We start from the raw sequence: 15,756 nt of genomic DNA, 5'->3' as shown, positions 1-15,756 counted from the left end.
GTGACCGACCCGCTCCAGATCACCTTCTACGACCGCCTCTCGCCCGCGGCGACCGCGGGCGTGTACACGATCCGCGCCGAACAGTGCCTCACCCGCGACGACGTGGACTTCACCGCCAGCGACCCGTTGCCCGTGGTCGAGCAGCAGTTCGAGATCCGGGCCGTGCGTTTCGTGCTCGACGACTCGTCCGTGCACGCCCACTACCCGCCCTCCGGCTCCCACGGCGACTACGGCTCGACGCTGCCGCACATCACCCTCAACCGGGCGATCCTGCCGTGGGAACGCGAACTGAGCGGGACGTTGGTGGTCGCTCGTGCCCCGTGGCTGGCGCTGCTCGTCTTCGCCGCGGGCGAACTGCCCGACGACCCGGACGGCAAGGGGTTGACCCGCACACGCACCGTCGACGCGCTCCGCCACCCCGAGGAGACCGACATCCTCGGCCCCGATCTCAGCGACGAGGGCATCACCCCGGGCATCGCCGCCAGCACCTGCCAGACGATCGACGTGCCGGCCCCGTTGTTCACCGCCGTGGTGCCGCGTGAGGCGGAGTTGTCGTACCTGGCGCACCTGCGTGAGGTGCGCACCGCCCCCCAGCGCACCCGGAACGGCGAGATCCTCACCGAAGGCGATTACGCGGTCCTGGCGGCCAACCGGTTCCCCCGCCCGGCCGGCGCCTACGCCGTCCACCTGGTGTCGTTGGAGGGGTTCATCGGCCTGCTCGGGCCCGACCAGCTCCCCTCCCACATCAACACCGTGCGGTTGTGCGCACTGCGGTCCTGGTCGTTCGTGTCCGATCCCCACGGCCAGCTCGACGCGCCGGGACTTCTCCGACGCCTGGCCGAGCCCGGCCGAGGCGACCCGGAGAACCTCGCCCTGCGCCTGCCGCACGAGGCCGGCTCCACCGACCCCGGTGCGGCGGAGCGACACGCCCGCGAGCGCCTGCGCCTGGGGTACACACCGGTCACCTACCGCGTGCGGTCGGGGGAGGTGACCTTCGGCTGGTACCGGGGCCCGTTCACCCCCCTGGTTCCCCAGCCGGTCCCCGAGGTGAGACGGGGCGGACCGCACACCACCGCCGACCACGCGCTGATCTACGACCCGGAGCACGGGGTGTTCGACGTCAGCTACGCGGCGGCCTGGACCCTGGGCCGCGCGCTCGCGCTGGCCGACCCCACCTACACCGAGGAGATGACCCGCGTCCGCCGGGAGGTCGCGGGCATGGCGGCGCGGATGATGGCGATGGGAGGTGACCCGGAACGCGCCGGGTTGGACCCGGACGCCGCGCGTGGCAACGCCTGGCGCACGGTGGCCGACGAGGGATTCGGCCGGTCCCTCGTGGACGCGCTCCGCCAACCCCCGGTGGCCGGGTCGACACCGATGACCGTCCGCCGAGAACGGCTGTCCCGTCACTCGGCGCACGCCCTGATGGCCGATCCCCACCGCCAACGGCTGTTGACCGCCGCCGCCACCACCCGCGCCCCGACCCTCCCGGGCTGGCTGGAGGGCCTCGCGCTGCTCCACCACGTCCCGTTCGGCTATCTCGTGCCCCACCCGGCGATGCTGCCCCCGGAGTCCCTGCGGCTGTTCCACGTCGACCCGACCTGGATCGCCGCGCTGCTGGCCGGCGCCCAGGACATCGGTGTCCACACCTCCCTCGACGTGCTCGCGCACCCGGCGGTGCGGGCGGGGACGGCGGCGGCGCGCGGCGCGTCGCCACCGGTGTCCGGTGTGCTGATCCGCTCGGCCCTGGTGCGGGCCTGGCCGGAGTTCGACCTGGTCGCCACGGTTCGGGGCAGGCAGGTCGGGGAGCTGCGTCGCGCCCAGCCGGCCGAGGACGTGCTGCTGTGCCTGTTCGACGCCGTCCCGGACGAGATCGTCATCCGGGAACCGGGGCAGGGCATCCACTTCGGGGTGGACGACGGTGACGTGATCAGCCTGCGCGACCTCACCCCCGGCCCGAACCTGGGCTTTCCGCTGGGCCGCCACTTCCCCGCCGAGGGCGCCATCTCCGACCACTACCTGCGGGACGCCCGCTCCGGGCGGGCCGTGTTGAACCTGTGCGACGCCGGTGGTCTCGTCAGCGACCTGGCCGACGTCGTCGCCCCGGACGGCCTGACCCCGCGTGCCTTCGCGCTCCAACTGGTCAACGCGCCCGTCGAACAACGCATCACCACCGAGGTGGAGGAGGCGAAGGCCCCGTGAGCGACACCGACCTGGTCGTGCCGATCCAGGTCCACGCCCTGGCCGTCAACCGGAAGATCCGCAGGTACGGGGAGTTCCTCCGCTGGTCGCCCCAGTTCTTCCTGATGCTGGACGAGGACGTCAGGGCGGGCGCGGAACCTCCGCCCTACCAGAACCTGGAGGACACGGAGAACTCGCCGTCCTTCGAGGGCGTGCACGTGCAGTGGCAGCTTCCCGAGGCGCTGACCACCGGTTTCTTCCACCCCGACACGGGGGACAGCGAGTTCCCATTGGTCCCGAACCGGTGGTTGGTGGTGCGGTACTGCGAGTTGGACGGTCAACGCCGGGCCGCCGGGTGGGTGGTGCAGAGCGACTACCTGCAGAACGGCGACCACGGGCTGGACGTCCCCGGCTCCACGACCTGCCTGGACCCCTACGCGTCCACGCCCACGCTGAACCGGATCGGGCGGGCGTGGGACCTGTCGCGGGGGCGCTGGACCGAACCGAGGTCCGGGCCGCTGTTCCTGACGGCCGTGGGCACGGGCCTGCCCGCCTTCGCCGCGTTCGCCCCGTACCACAAGGACGTCTTCCTCTTCCACGACACGCTGGAGGACCTCAAGCCCCACCAGTACGCGGACCCACCGGACACGGTGCTCAGTTACGCGGTCATCGGCTGGTACTCCGACGACGAGGCGGACATCCTGCGCACCGCCCACCGAATTCCCGGTCTGGTGCCCGGCGACGGCGAGGGCCTGGACGGCGTGCTGTCGGCACTGGGCTGGGCCGCCCCGGACGACATGCCGAACACGATCACCCACACCCGGTACTGCGGCTGCGTGTACGGCATCGGCTGGGAGGCCGACTGCCAGCACGACCCGCCCTGTTCTCACCTGGACTCCCACCACCCCGACGGAGAGAAGATCCAGGTCGCGGTCGGGCACTCCACCGCGGAGGCCGCAGCCGCCCTGGTCGCGCAACAGACCCGCTCGACCCGCTCGGCGGACCTCGTCCGCGCGTTGTTCGCCGACGCGCTCGACCAGCTCGACACCGCCGACGGCGATCTGGACCTGGACGAGATCACTCACCGCTCCTGGTTCTCCGGGCGGGAGGGCGGGCACGTGTGGCGGGTGGTCAACCGACCGTTGGAGGGCATGGACTCCCAGCCGCCACCACCCGCCCAACCGGAGTGGGTCCACGAGCTGAACGGCGACCAGCGGGCCTACGACCGGCTGGCGCCCCGCCTCGCCCACGACCAGTGGCGGCTGTGGACCCTGTGGTGGCTCCGCCAGCTCCCGCCGAGTCACCGCCCCCACGACTTCACCCTCGACCCCGCCGCGTGGCAGGCCGAGATCGACCGCCTCAGCGCCGCCGTGCGCGACCAGACGACCGAGGTGGCCGAGATCCTGGCGCGCATCCCGCACGCCATGGACCCGGAGGCCCTCCAGGCCGAGATCGACGAGTACGCCCACCGCAAGGGGCTTCCGGAGACGCTGGAGCTCAAACGGGTGCCGGCCGACACCTACCACCGCCCGGCCGACCCGGTCGTGGTGCTGGGCAACACCGGCAACACCGATGCCCTGACCAGGGACGAGGAGGACCCCCTGCCCTGTCGGGTGCCCTCGGCGCTGCTCAGCGAAGTCCGGATCGGCGACTCGTGGCACCCGCCCGAGTCCGCGCCCCCGCTGCCGAACCTGGAGGGACTGCCCGCGCTCTGCACTCCCCTGCTGAAGGAGTTCGCCCTGCTGGACCGGGCGGTGCGCGCCCCGCTGGACGGCTCCGATGACCGCACCGCGCTCCACGCGATCGTCGAGGACCCCACGAACCTGAGCAGGGGCGCCTGGCCGGAGCACACCCGCTGCTGGACCCAACCCTGGCTCCCGCTGTACCTCCAGTGGCGCGTCCTGCACTGCGCCACCCCCTACCAGGACGCCCAGAGCCAGCACTGGACCTTCGACGGCGACCGGTACCGCTGGAACGGCACCGGAGCCGAACCCGGCGGCGGGGACGGGAACCTGCGCTGGACCCAGTTCGAGGGACGGTCCTTCCTCACCCCCGCGCTGAAGTACGTGCTCCGCGAACAGATCCGCCGCCGGCTCCCCACCGCCCCCAGCGACCTGGTCACCGCTCTGCGGGCACTGCGCGACGATCTGTCCGAAGTGGACATCCTGTCCCAGTGCCTCGACGGCTTCGGCGACTGGTTGCTGCAGCACGACGGCACGGCCCAGACCACCACCGACCCCGGCGTCCTCGACCTGGTCGGACAGACCAACCACGTCCCCGACGGGGCCGGCGACCGGCGACAACGACGCTTCCAACCGGTGCGGGCAGGCCAGTTCGTCTTCGTCGAGCTCCACCTGGTCGACCGGTTCGGCCAGGTCGCCCGCATGGTCACCGCGCACCAGGCCCAACCCGCGCAGTTCGCCCCGATCCGCACCGACAGCGTCACACCCGACCACCTCCTGTACCCGAACGCCCCTGGCCCACAACGGTTCCTGCAACTGCCGCCACGCCTGATGCACGAGGCGCGGCTCCGGTTCGACGCCGTGCCCGAGGAACGCGGCACCCCCGTCGCGGGCTGGCTGCTGGTCAACCACCTCGACCAGACCCTCCTGGTGTACGCGGCCGACGGGGACCCGCTCGGTGAGCTGCGGGTCGTGCACACCGCCGAGGGCACCAGGGCCACCGCCTGGAACGCCCTCCCCCACGCCCCCCACCGCCATCCCGACGACAGCGACTTCCAGGCGGCCCACCCCCACGTCGCCGCCTTCGCCTCAGGGGTCCTCGGGCATCCGCCCTCGGCCTTCGACGCGCTGATGACCGCGATCGACACCGCACTGGACCGCATCGACGAGACCAGTCCGACCGAGGACACCACGCCGGCCCGGCTCATCGGCCGACCCGTCGCCCTGGTCCGCGCCGACCTCGGGCTCGACCTGCTCGGCCCCCCGCTGGCCGACCCGAGTTGGGACACCGCCCTCACCCCGCCCGAGCCCGACTACCCCGAGCACCGGTGGAACGTCCGGCTCGGCCAGCCCGACCGGCTCGCCGACGGCCTGATCGGTTACTTCGCCGCCGACGACGTCGACGAGCCCACCCGCTACGAGACGTTGTACGTCGCGGACGCCTCCGCCGACGGCGGCTACCTGGCGCCCATCGGCGCCGGTGACACCCTTCGCCTGCCCGCCCGGCCCCCTGACCGGCTGGCGACCCACCACGTCACGCTCCTGGTCTGCCCGCACACCGCGGTGCACGCCACCACCGACGTCCTGCCCGTCCACCACCTGGCGGTCGCCGCCGAGCACACCCACGGCGCCCTGGCCCGCATCCGCGCCTCGTTCCGGCTCGACCCGCTGCTGGCCCCCACCCGGCGGGACGAGAACGTCACGGTGACCACCACGCTCGGCCACACCGAGGGTCACCCTCCCGAGCGGGTGCTCGACGGAGACCTCTCCACCCACTACCTCAGCGCAGAGCACGCCACCAGCGGAGACTGTGTCGCGCTCGACCTGGGCGCCGAGCGCCGGGTGGCGGGAGTGCACCTCGCCGGCGGCGACCCGCGGGGCGACCACGCCCTGGGCGCGTCCTGCCTGGAGTCCTCGCTCGACGGCACGGACTGGACCGCCCTCACCGAGCAGGGCCCCGCGGTGGAGATCAACCACCACCCGGCGGAGCCGTTCGCGGCCCGGCACATCCGCCTCCGGTTCACCCACGACAGCGACGACCGGGTCGCGATCCGGCAGATCACCGTGCTGGCCGACCCGCCCGAGGCCGGCATCGTCATGCCGCGGCCCGCGCCCTGGCACGGCGTCTGGACCTGGGCCGAGCCCCTGGCCACCGACCCGCCCCGCTGGACGGAACTGCCGATCCTGGCCGCCGACGACCTCCACCACCCCGACGACCCGATCCCCGTCGCCCGCTCCGGATACCTGCAACTCCACCCGGCCAGCCGCAACCAGCCGCCCGCACCGGAAGGAGAACGCCCGTGACGTCCCCGTCCTCTGGGCTCCTGCTGCCCTACGAGGTGGAGCTGGCTCCCCTCCGCACGGCGGCCGGCGAGGGCAGCCGGGTCCGGGTCACCATCGGCAGGGCCCCGCACGACCGGACGCGGTGGCCGGTCCGCTGCGCCCGGATCCTCCTCACGGTGCCGCTCACCCACGCCCACCCCATGCCCCTGGCGCTGCGCACCCGCGTCACCCCGGTCGCCTCACCCGTCCACGGTGGACAGTGGTGGGTCCACGCCACCACCACCGACCCGAACGCCCCCGTCTTCACCTGCGTCCCCGAAACCCCCGCCACCTTCGACGGCACCTGGTCGCTCACCGTCACCCTCGACCTCGACCAGACCGCGGCCGACGCCGTCGAGGTGGTCGAGCACTCGACGTCCGGCGACGGCAGCCTCCTCTCCCACGCCGGACGCCTCACCGCCACCCGCCACTCCGGTCCCTCCAGGAGCAAGCCGTGACCCGTGACCTCACCTCGGACACCAACTGGGTGAAGCCGGAACTCCAGACGAAGCCGAGCACGATCCTGATCAGCAACTTCGCCGACCACGAGTACGGCACCATCGCCCTGAGGTTCGGCCAGAACGTCAGCGGCGCCTCCTGGCCGGTCTACTGCGAGCAGATCGAGATCAGCGTGCCGGTAGGCACCCAGGGCAGCGCGCTCACCACAGCCCCCACCCTGATCAAGACGAAGGCCAGCGAGGTCACCGGAGCCGACCAGGGCACCCAGTGGCACATCACCTCCGACACCAACGACCCGAACAAGGTGGTGTTCACCTGCAAGCCGGAGACCACCGCCAAGTTCGACGGGACGTGGTGGGTCATCCTCACCCTCGCCGACATCGAGATCAACAGCGCGGTCGGGCCGGTCTCCCTCACCGTCACCGAGCGAACCTCCACCAACCCCACCAGCGGGTTCCAGGACCGCACCGGGCGGGTCGAGGTCGTCAAACGGGACGACACCTTCTACTTCCACAGCCTTCGCCCCGCCTCCACCATCGTCAACCGGGGGCAGACGGTGCAGCTGAAGTGGGAGGGGTCCAGGAACGCCACCTACACCATGTACTACTCGGCGGAGGACGGGACCGAGAAGAGCACCCCGGTCAGCGGCGGCTCCTGGACCTCACCAGCGCTCAACGACCACACCAACTTCACACTCAAGGCGTCCATCGGCGGTGAGGACCACTACCTCACCACCTCCCTCAAGGTGCGCAGCCCCAACATCTCCGTCAACATGCTCACCGCCGATGGGGCGAGCACGTTCAACAACAACGTCACTCTCGCCAGCGGCAAGAACCTGTCGGTCGGCGGCACGCTCACCGTCACCGGCACCAGCACCTTCAACAACAACGCCAGCCTGGCCAGCGGCAAAAACCTCACCGTAGGCGGCACGCTCACCGTCACCGGAGCAAGCACGTTCAACAACAACGTGACACTCGCCAGCAGCAAGAACCTCTCCGTAGGCGGAACCCTCACCGTCACCGGCACCAGCACCTTCAACAACAACGCCAGCCTGGCCAGCGGCAAAAACCTCACCGTAGGCGGCACGCTCACCGTCACCGGAGCAAGCACGTTCAACAACAACGTGACACTCGCCAGCAGCAAGAACCTCTCCGTAGGCGGAACCCTCACCGTCACCGGCACCAGCACCTTCAACAACAACGTCACAGTCGCCAGTAGCAAGACATGCAAGGTGGAAGGCACGTTCCAGGCCGGTCGGCTCTCCTCAAGCTCCTCCTACTACTCCCTCCACGTTGCGGCCGGAAGCGACGGCTATGTGGCGGCACGACGAGATTTCCGGGTGATCAAGAAAGACACGACCGACAGCAGCTCCAACCGTCTCCTGTGGATCGACTCCGCAAGTTGCCTCTTCCTCACCGGCGTGAAGGTGAACGGAAAACACGTGATCCGCCACGACGACCAGATCCAGATCACCACCAGCTACTTCTCCAGCACCCGCTACCTCAACGGCACGAGCAGGGAAAGCCACAAGGACCACAATGGAAAAAGCTGGCCGGTGACGATGTGGGCGCAGAACGACGACGCGGCCAAACTCAAGATCAAACGGCTCTGACCCCGGACCCAAGTCCACCTGATCACTCAGCCGAGTCCACGACCCTTCTCAGGCCGAGTTGGAGTGCCGCCGCCGTGGTGAGGTCGTTGCCCGACCTGCTCGGCCGCGGTCAGGTCCGCGACCACGAGATGAACACCAACTTGCTGGTCGAGGTGTGGCAGCGCCTGGTCCTCACCAACCCTGCCCTGCCAGCCGGGGTGGTCAACCACCGTGCCTACACCTTCTGCGTGCTGGACACCCGCACCGGGCGCTGCGGCACCGGCAGGTGTGCACTGCTGCGAAGGCCAGGAGGACCAGTTCGGGACGCTGAGGCTAGTGCTCAACGCGGTGGTGTGGAACACCCGCTACACCGACCCGACCACGCGGCGCTGCCCGCCCCTGGCGAACCGATCAACAACCTCGACGCCGCCCGCCTGTCACCGTTGGTGGACAAGCACATCAACCTCCACGGCCGCTACACCTTCGGCGCCCACATCCCCGCGCCCGGCGCGCTGCGGCCCCTGCGTGATCCGGCCGCCCGGGACCCCGACGCCGACCAGGAGTAGCCCCCCTCCGCAGAGGTGGGCCGCCACCCGGCGTGAGGATTGGTGGCCTGCCCCGCCCGCGACCCCGCGACCGGCTACCCTCCGGAGCAAATCGCCCCCGTGATCACCCACGTGATGAACGCAGGAGCCATCGCCCCCCTGGAGGAAGTCCTCCACACCTGGCGCACCCGCCTCCACCACCGAAGCCGAGCCATGCTCAACGCCTCAGCCCACTACCTCGACCTCAGACCACCCACCACCCACAGCGACCAGTGATCTACTGTGCTGAGCACCCAAACCGAACAGGTCAAAACCACGCCCACGACGCCCTATCGCCGCAGGTCACGAAGTATCGGCCCCGCGCACGCGGGGATGAGCCGTGCGGGCCGACACCCGCCGCAGGGAGGGTGTCATCGGCCCCGCGCACGCGGGGATGAGCCCCGTCCACACCGCGGTGTGGGCGACTGCCTCGCGATCGGCCCCGCGCACGCGGGGATGAGCCGATCGCCACGGACATGATGGTGTCCGCAGAGTTATCGGCCCCGCGCACGCAGGGATGAGCCGGCCAGCTTCCAGTGGAGCGTTCTACGCGGCATATCGGCCCCGCGCACGCGGGGATGGGCCCCGATAGTCCAGGCCGTCGAAGCTCCGGCCGAAGTCGGCCCCGCGCACGCGGGGATGAGCCACGGGGAGCACAGAAAAGACCCGCCCCTCGCTGGTCGGCCTCGCGCACGCGGGGATGAGCCCCTCGGTCTCGGCGTCGTCGGCCTCGGAGTCATTGGCCCCCACACGCGGGGGCAGTGAAAAAGGTGGGGTGGCTGGTCCCCACCAGCCACCCCACCCTGTCGCCTCTGCTCGTCAGCCCTGGAAGACCGAGCCGAGGATGTGCGACCCCGGTTCCCCCGAACCACTGGGCTTCCCCCTCACCGCCCCCGACTCCGGTCTACGAGGTTCACCCCGTCGCTGGTATCCAGCTTGGCTCAGGCGCCAGCGACACGCCGGGGACCAAAGTCCTGACCTGGCGTCCGGAGGTCCCACCCCAACGGTCCCTGAACCCAGCCCGTGCGGAAGTGGCCTCCAACGTTGATGGGCAGACCCGGGCGGCCCTACCGATGCCGGCTTCTCCAGTACCTGAACGGTTGTGGCGAGACGGGGCGCGGTACTGTCGCGCCGCGTCCGGCTCCTGTTCGTGTTCTCGTCCACTGTGGATGGTGGAGTTCTGTGAACAGCTCACCTCGCTCTGTCCGTGTCATGGTCACCGGGGGTGGGACCGGAGGTCACACCTATCCCGCTCTCACCACGATCCGCGCCCTCCGAACCAGGCTCGCGACCGATGCCGTGGCGCTGGAGGTGGTGTGGGTGGGAACAGCAGCCGGGCTGGAGGCCCGCGTCGCCGCGAACGAGGGCATCCCGTTCGCCGCGGTGGCCACCGGCAAGATCCGCCGTGCCCAGAATCCGCTGCGGATGCTGACCCGGGCCAACGCCAAGGACATGTTGCGCGTGCCGCTCGGCCTGGCCCAAGCCCGCGCACTCGTGGCGGAATGGCGTCCCGACGTGGTGTTGGCGACCGGCGGCTACGTCGCCGTGCCGGTCGGGATCGCGGCCGCGATGTGCCGGCGCCCCTTGGTGGTCCACGAACAGACAGTCCGGTTGGGGTTGGCCAACAGGGTCTTGGCCCGGGTCGCCACCCGCATCGCGGTGTCGAGCGAGGCGTCCCTGCCGCTGCTGCCCAGCTCGGCGCGGGCACGTGCGGTCGTGACGGGTAACCCGGTGCGGCCGGAGATATTGACGGGTCAGCCGGATCGGGCGGTTGTGGCGTTGGGCTTGCGCGGCTTCAACCAGGACCTTCCGACCGTGTACGTGACGGGTGGCGCGCAGGGTGCGCAGCAGATCAACACCCTGGTGCGGGATCTGCTGCCCTGGTTGCTGGAACGCGCCAACCTCATCCACCAATGCGGCCCGGCGAACCTCACCGACCTCCACGAACACGCCACCCGCCTCCCGCGGGAGCTGGCGGGCCGCTACCACCTGACCGGCTTCGTCGGCGGCGAGCTACCCGACGTGCTCGCCCTGGCCGACATCGTCATCTCCCGCTCCGGCGCGGGAACCATCGCGGAGCTGACCGCACTGGGCAAACCAGCGGTGCTGGTCCCCCTGGCCACCTCCGCCGGAGACGAGCAACGACACAACGCCCGCCAGCTCCATGTTGCTGGCGCCGCGATCGCCCTGCTCGACGGTGCCACGCCGAGCTCCCTGCGGGACGCGCTGGCTCCGCTCCTCATCGACAGTCAGCGGCGGGCTGAGATGGCGACCCGAGCGCGACAGCACGGACGGCCGGACGCGGCGGACAGGCTGGCCGTTGTGGTGCTGTCCGCCGCGTCCTGACACCGACGCTCAGGGAAGGTGCGATTCCACTCCGGACTCGATGAGCGTGAGACAGGCGGGTGTGACCTTCTCTCCGGCCACAGCACCAGCGACCTGAGACGGCCCGCTACCAAGTGCGACGGATGATCTACTGTGTTGAGAACCAAAATCGAACAGGTCAAAATCACGCCCACGACGCCCCATCACCCCAGGTCACGAAGTATCGGCCCCGCGCGCGCGGGGATGAGCCGCCGGCGCTGCCCCACTGGGCCGCTCGGGTCGTGTCGGCCCCGCGCACGCGGGGATGAGCCCGTGATCACCGGGCCGTGTCGGAGGATCACGGCGTCGGCCCCGCGCACGCGGGGATGAGTCCTCGCGGGGCGACATGGTCACGACTTCGTCCTCATCGGCCCCGCGCGCGCGGGGATGAGCCCCGAGGCGAGCAGGCAGAGCATCCTCGCCTGGGATCGGCCCCGCGCGCGGGGGTGAGCCCCACCCGTGCCTGCAGGATGCAGGGCTGATCGCATCGGCCCTGCGGGGGTGGGGTCAGGGGGTGGGGCCGAAGGGTTCGTCGCCGCGGATTGTGATGCGGTGCATCACTCGTTGGAAGTGGCCGTAGTCGTCGACGGCGTAGTGGGCGGTGCTGCGGTTGTCCCAGACGACGACGTCGCCCTGGGTCCAGCGGTGGCGGACGCTGTGCTCGGGGCGTCCGATCGCGACGAAGAAGATGTCGAGCAGGGCGCGACTCTCTACTTCGGACAGTCCGAGGATGGTTGTGGTGAAGCCGGGGTTCACGAACAGGCTCTTGCGGCCGGTTTCCGGGTGTACGCGGACCACGGGGTGCACGACGGGGTCGAGGGTGCGGATGCGGTCGCCGTCCCAGGTGTTGCCCTCGCCGCCGAGGCGGTTGTCCAGGTATTCCTGGAAGTCCTTGCGGCCGTCGTGCACGGCCTGGAGTTGGTCTGCCAGTCGTCGCAGGGGTTCGGACAGGGTGAGGTAGGCGGCTTCGAGGTCGGTCCAGCAGGTGTCGCCGCCCACGGTGGGCAGGGACACCGCTCGCAGGACCGAGCCCAGCGGGGGTCGCTTCATGAAGGTGACGTCGGTGTGCCAGACCGGTGCTTTGCCGCCGTCGGTGCTGTCCAGCACGTAGATTTCGGGGTGCTGGTCGTCCATGCCGGGCACGACGGGGTGGGAGGCGGTGAGTTCGCCGAGTGAGCGGCCGAACGCGACGTGGCTGTCCGGTGTGAGGTTCTGGTTGGGGAAGACCAGGACCTTGTGTTCGAGCAGGGCGGCGCGGATCTCGGCGACGAGTGCTGGGGTCAGTGGCTGTGACAGGTCGACGTCGTGTGCGCGCGCTCCGATGGCGACCGTCAACGGTTCGAACACGGTCCTGTTCTCAACGGTGGTGGTCATACTCGTTCCTCCACTTCTGTCAGGGTCGCGCGGACGGCTGCGGCGACTTGTCCGCGTAGTGCGGCGTACTCGGGCCAGGCGCGCAGTTCGGCCGCTGGCACTCCGGTGCGGGGCAAGGGAACCGCGATGTCGGCGGCGATCCGGCCTGGGCGGTCGGTGAGCACGATGATCCGGGTGGCCAGGAAGACCGCCTCGTCGACGCTGTGGGTGACGAACACCGCGCCCTGTCCGTCGCGGTTGGTGAGTGTCCGCACGTCTTCCTGAAGTCGCTCTCGGGTGAGGGCGTCCAGGGCGGCGAACGGTTCGTCCAGGAGCAGCAGGCGTGGGCGTGCCGCGAGGGCGCGGGCGATGGCGACGCGTTGCTGCTGCCCGCCGGAGATTTCCCAGACTCGGCGCGCGCCGAGCCCGGATAGTCCCACCTTGGCCAGGAGATCGACACTGGCTGCTGCGCGGTCCGCGCGGGGAACTCCAGCCCAGCGCAGTGCGGCGTTGATGTTGCCGTCAACCGAGCGCCACGGGAAGAGGCGGGGTTGTTGGAAGACCACGCCGACGTCACGGCCGGGGACAGGCGGCTGGCCGGCAAGTTCGACGGTGCCTGTCGAGGGGTGTTCGAACCCGGCGATGAGGCGCAGCAGGGTGCTCTTGCCGGAGCCGGATGGCCCGACCACGACGACGAATTCCCCGGCGTTCACGTGCAGGTCCAGCGGGCCGACGGCGGCGACGGCGCGGGTGCCCCGGCCGTAGTGGTGCTGGACTCCGGACAGGGTCAGCAGGGTGCTCATGACAGCTCCGGGACGCGCAGGGCGTTGCGGAAGGTGTCGAGCCCGGGGACGGTGTCCACTTTCTTCTGCTGTGCCAGGAATTCCGCGGTGTCCTGGAGCCGCTGGGCGAGTGCGCCGGGTGTGGTGATCGTGCCGAAGTAGTCGGGACTGTGCTGCTCGCCCAGGTCCAGGTAGATGTTCTGCTTGAGTTGGGCGAGCGCGTCGTCGCGGGTGCTGCCGAGTTGGCGGCTCACCGCTTCCGCGACCGGTGTGGGGTTGGTTTTAATCTGCTGGATCGCCGCGTTCGTCGCCTTGAGCCATTCGGCCAGGACGGCCGGGTGTCTGTCGGCGAAGTCCTTGCTGGTGACGGTGAACGTCATGGTCGGTTTGCCGGCCTGTGCGAGTTTCGCGCTGTCGGTGAGGGTCGTCCCGTTCTGGAGCAAAGTGGACAGTGCTGGTGTCCACAGGTAGGCGGCGTCGATGTCGCCTCGTTGCCAGGCTGCCACGATGTTCTGCGGTTCGAGGTCCACGAGGTCGACCCGCGCGGGGTCCACTCCGGACTGTCGGAGGGCGGCCAGCAGGCTGTAGTGCGAGGTGGAGCCGAAGGGGGTGGCGACCTTGCGGCCCACGAGCTGCGCGGCCTCGGTGATTCCCGTGCCGTTGCGGACGACCAGGGCTTCGCTGTCGCCGATGACGTTCAGCAGTTGGACAATCTGGTACGGGATGTTCAGCGGTGGGCACAGCGCCTGCGCGGTGGGGCTGCTGCCGATCACTGCGAGGTCGAGCGCCCCGCTGAGGAACGCCGTGTTGATGCTGGCTCCGGAGTCGAACGCGGTCCACTGGAACGTGTAGCCGGGCAGCGCCTTCTCCAGGGTTGCCTGGTCCTTGAGCAGTAGCGTGCTGTCGGCGAAGTTCTGGTAGGCGATCCTGACTTTCTTGCCGCCCGAAGCGGTTTTTCCGCCCACTCCGCAGGCGGCCAGCAGAGGAACGGCGGCGAGCCCGCCCAACCAGGACAGCGCGCGTCGTCGGCTCATGGTTGACATGACGGCCCTTTCGGTGCGGTGGAGCGGTTCAGGCGCGGCCACGCCACGGCGACAGCAGCCGGGAGAGGGCGACCAGGAGCGAGTCGATGAGCAGTCCGGTCACCCCGATGACGACCAGTCCGAGGATCACGACGGAGGTTTGGTTGTACCGCTGGGCGTTGAGCACCATGCCGCCGATGCCGTCCGCGCCGTTGACGGTTTCGGCCGCGACGACCGAGCCGTAGGCGATGCCGACGGCCAGCCGGACGCCGGTCAGGATCTCCGGCGCCGAGGCGGGCAGGATGACCGAGGCCACGACCTGCCAGCCGCGTGCGCCGAGCGCCCGCGCCGCCTCCACGTACTGCCGGTTGACCCCGGTGACGGCGGCCGCCGTGGCCACCGCGACCGGTGGGAAGGCGGCGATCATCAGCAGGTACACCTTGGGTTCCTCGTCGATGCCGAACCAGATGACCAGCAGGCTCAGGTAGGCCAGTGGCGGCAACGCGCGCAGGAAGGTGACCAGCGGCTCCACGGTGGCCCGCACCGCCGGGACGAGTCCCATCAGCAGGCCGAGCCCGACGCCGATGCCGATGCCGTAGACCGATCCGTAGGCCACGCGGCGGAGGCTGACCCCGAGGCGTTCCCACAAGGTCGAGCCGCCGTAGCCGCCCTGCCCGTTGCCCGAGTCGGACGTGACCAGTAGCTGGTGCCAGACCTGGCCCGGCGTGGGCAAGAGCTGCTCGGGCCAGATTCGGGCGAGGGCAACCAACTGCCATATCCCCACCAGGACGAGCAGGGCGAGCAGGGCCAGCGCCGGCCTGGTGAACACGCGCGCCCTGCGCGCGGAGCCACGGGGGCGGCTGGTGACGACGGGTCGTTCCGTCACCTCGGTCGACATGGGGCGGCTCTTTCCAGCAGCGAGACGACGTTCAGAAGCGGACGTCAATCTTCGTAACAGGGAATGTGCGCCCGTACGCAACAAGTCGCCGACCCGGTCCGCATGGTGAGAACTTCTCGCGAGGCGACCAAAAACACGTCCGGGGACGATTTGCTGGTGCCCAGCGCGACCCATACCTGGCGCTCGACCATGCCCCTACCCGCCACGACGAGTGATCTACATCAGCCCAGGGCACGAAGCGTCGGCCCCGCACGCGCGGGGATGAGCCGGCAGGTTGCGGATGGCCTTGACCCGCAGCAGTCACGGCTGCGGGTCAAGGCCGATGCGTGCTGACGGGCTTAGAGATCTCCTGTCTTCCGGTCAGCCAGAAGTGCGGTGATGTAGTCGGTGGAGTCGTTGGTGTTCAGTGCCACGGCGCGGAGTCCTCGGATGGCTGTGGCGTAGTAGTCCACTTCGGGTTTGGTGTCCATGAAGGACAGTGCTCGGGGTGTTTCCAGGACGACGATGGGTGGGAGGTC

The 15,756-nt window shown here is 70.1% G+C and carries 11 protein-coding genes, 1 pseudogene and 1 CRISPR repeat array; of the genes and pseudogenes, 7 read left to right on the top strand and 5 right to left on the bottom strand.

The window, feature by feature from the left end; all coding sequences use genetic code 11:
- The 7 genes and pseudogenes from BUE43_RS27940 to BUE43_RS27910 all read left to right on the top strand — a co-directional run bounded on the left by BUE43_RS27940 (window position 1) and on the right by BUE43_RS27910 (window position 11,165).
- A complete protein-coding gene (locus tag BUE43_RS27940; protein WP_143174434.1) occupies window positions 1-2,202 on the top strand; it encodes a hypothetical protein in 2,202 nt (733 codons plus the stop codon).
- The gene (locus BUE43_RS27935) at window positions 2,199-6,167 is read left to right on the top strand and encodes a discoidin domain-containing protein (protein ID WP_073489028.1); all 3,969 of its coding nucleotides are present in this window, start codon (window positions 2,199-2,201) and stop codon (window positions 6,165-6,167) included. The genes BUE43_RS27940 and BUE43_RS27935 overlap by 4 nt, the downstream gene beginning before the upstream one ends.
- Window positions 6,164-6,643, top strand: a complete 480-nt coding sequence (locus BUE43_RS27930; RefSeq protein ID WP_073489026.1) for a hypothetical protein — start codon at window positions 6,164-6,166, stop codon at window positions 6,641-6,643. Before BUE43_RS27935 ends, BUE43_RS27930 begins: the two co-directional genes overlap by 4 nt.
- Window positions 6,640-8,256, top strand: coding sequence for an autotransporter outer membrane beta-barrel domain-containing protein (locus BUE43_RS27925; RefSeq protein WP_073489023.1), 1,617 nt, complete (start codon window positions 6,640-6,642; stop codon window positions 8,254-8,256). Before BUE43_RS27930 ends, BUE43_RS27925 begins: the two co-directional genes overlap by 4 nt.
- Window positions 8,257-8,535: 279 nt before the next feature.
- A pseudogene (locus tag BUE43_RS35415) lies at window positions 8,536-8,801 on the top strand (Tn3 family transposase); the annotation flags it as partial.
- Between the two features lie 114 nt (window positions 8,802-8,915).
- On the top strand, window positions 8,916-9,056 hold the full coding sequence (locus tag BUE43_RS34420; RefSeq protein WP_159447800.1) for a hypothetical protein: 141 nt from the start codon (window positions 8,916-8,918) through the stop codon (window positions 9,054-9,056).
- A 75-nt stretch (window positions 9,057-9,131) separates the two neighbouring features.
- Window positions 9,132-9,526: a CRISPR direct-repeat array (repeat unit 28 nt; unit sequence ATCGGCCCCGCGCACGCGGGGATGAGCC).
- A 475-nt stretch (window positions 9,527-10,001) separates the two neighbouring features.
- Entirely contained in the window at window positions 10,002-11,165 is a 1,164-nt protein-coding gene (locus tag BUE43_RS27910; protein ID WP_456114877.1) for a UDP-N-acetylglucosamine--N-acetylmuramyl-(pentapeptide) pyrophosphoryl-undecaprenol N-acetylglucosamine transferase, read from the top strand.
- 525 nt (window positions 11,166-11,690) lie between these two features.
- Here BUE43_RS27910 and BUE43_RS27905 read toward each other — a convergent pair.
- The 5 genes from BUE43_RS27905 to BUE43_RS35410 all read right to left on the bottom strand — a co-directional run.
- The gene (locus tag BUE43_RS27905) at window positions 11,691-12,557 is read right to left on the bottom strand and encodes a TauD/TfdA dioxygenase family protein (protein WP_073489014.1); all 867 of its coding nucleotides are present in this window, start codon (window positions 12,555-12,557) and stop codon (window positions 11,691-11,693) included.
- Window positions 12,554-13,339, bottom strand: a complete 786-nt coding sequence (locus BUE43_RS27900; RefSeq protein ID WP_073489012.1) for an ABC transporter ATP-binding protein — start codon at window positions 13,337-13,339, stop codon at window positions 12,554-12,556. The genes BUE43_RS27905 and BUE43_RS27900 overlap by 4 nt, the downstream gene beginning before the upstream one ends.
- Window positions 13,336-14,352 carry a taurine ABC transporter substrate-binding protein gene (locus tag BUE43_RS27895; RefSeq protein WP_200797692.1) on the bottom strand — a complete coding sequence of 339 codons (1,017 nt, stop codon included), beginning with the start codon at window positions 14,350-14,352 and terminating at the stop codon, window positions 13,336-13,338. Before BUE43_RS27895 ends, BUE43_RS27900 begins: the two co-directional genes overlap by 4 nt.
- 37 nt (window positions 14,353-14,389) lie before the next feature.
- Window positions 14,390-15,238, bottom strand: coding sequence for an ABC transporter permease (locus BUE43_RS27890; RefSeq protein WP_073489010.1), 849 nt, complete (start codon window positions 15,236-15,238; stop codon window positions 14,390-14,392).
- A 338-nt stretch (window positions 15,239-15,576) separates the two neighbouring features.
- Window positions 15,577-15,756: hypothetical protein (locus BUE43_RS35410; protein WP_234995967.1), on the bottom strand; the 180-nt coding region annotated here is incomplete at its 5' end.

Origin of the sequence: Streptoalloteichus hindustanus, from assembly GCF_900129375.1 — a bacterium.
Lineage (GTDB): Bacteria > Actinomycetota > Actinomycetes > Mycobacteriales > Pseudonocardiaceae > Streptoalloteichus > Streptoalloteichus hindustanus.
Note: the sequence above shows the minus strand (reverse complement) of the source record. Positions and strands in the feature narration are given on the sequence as shown.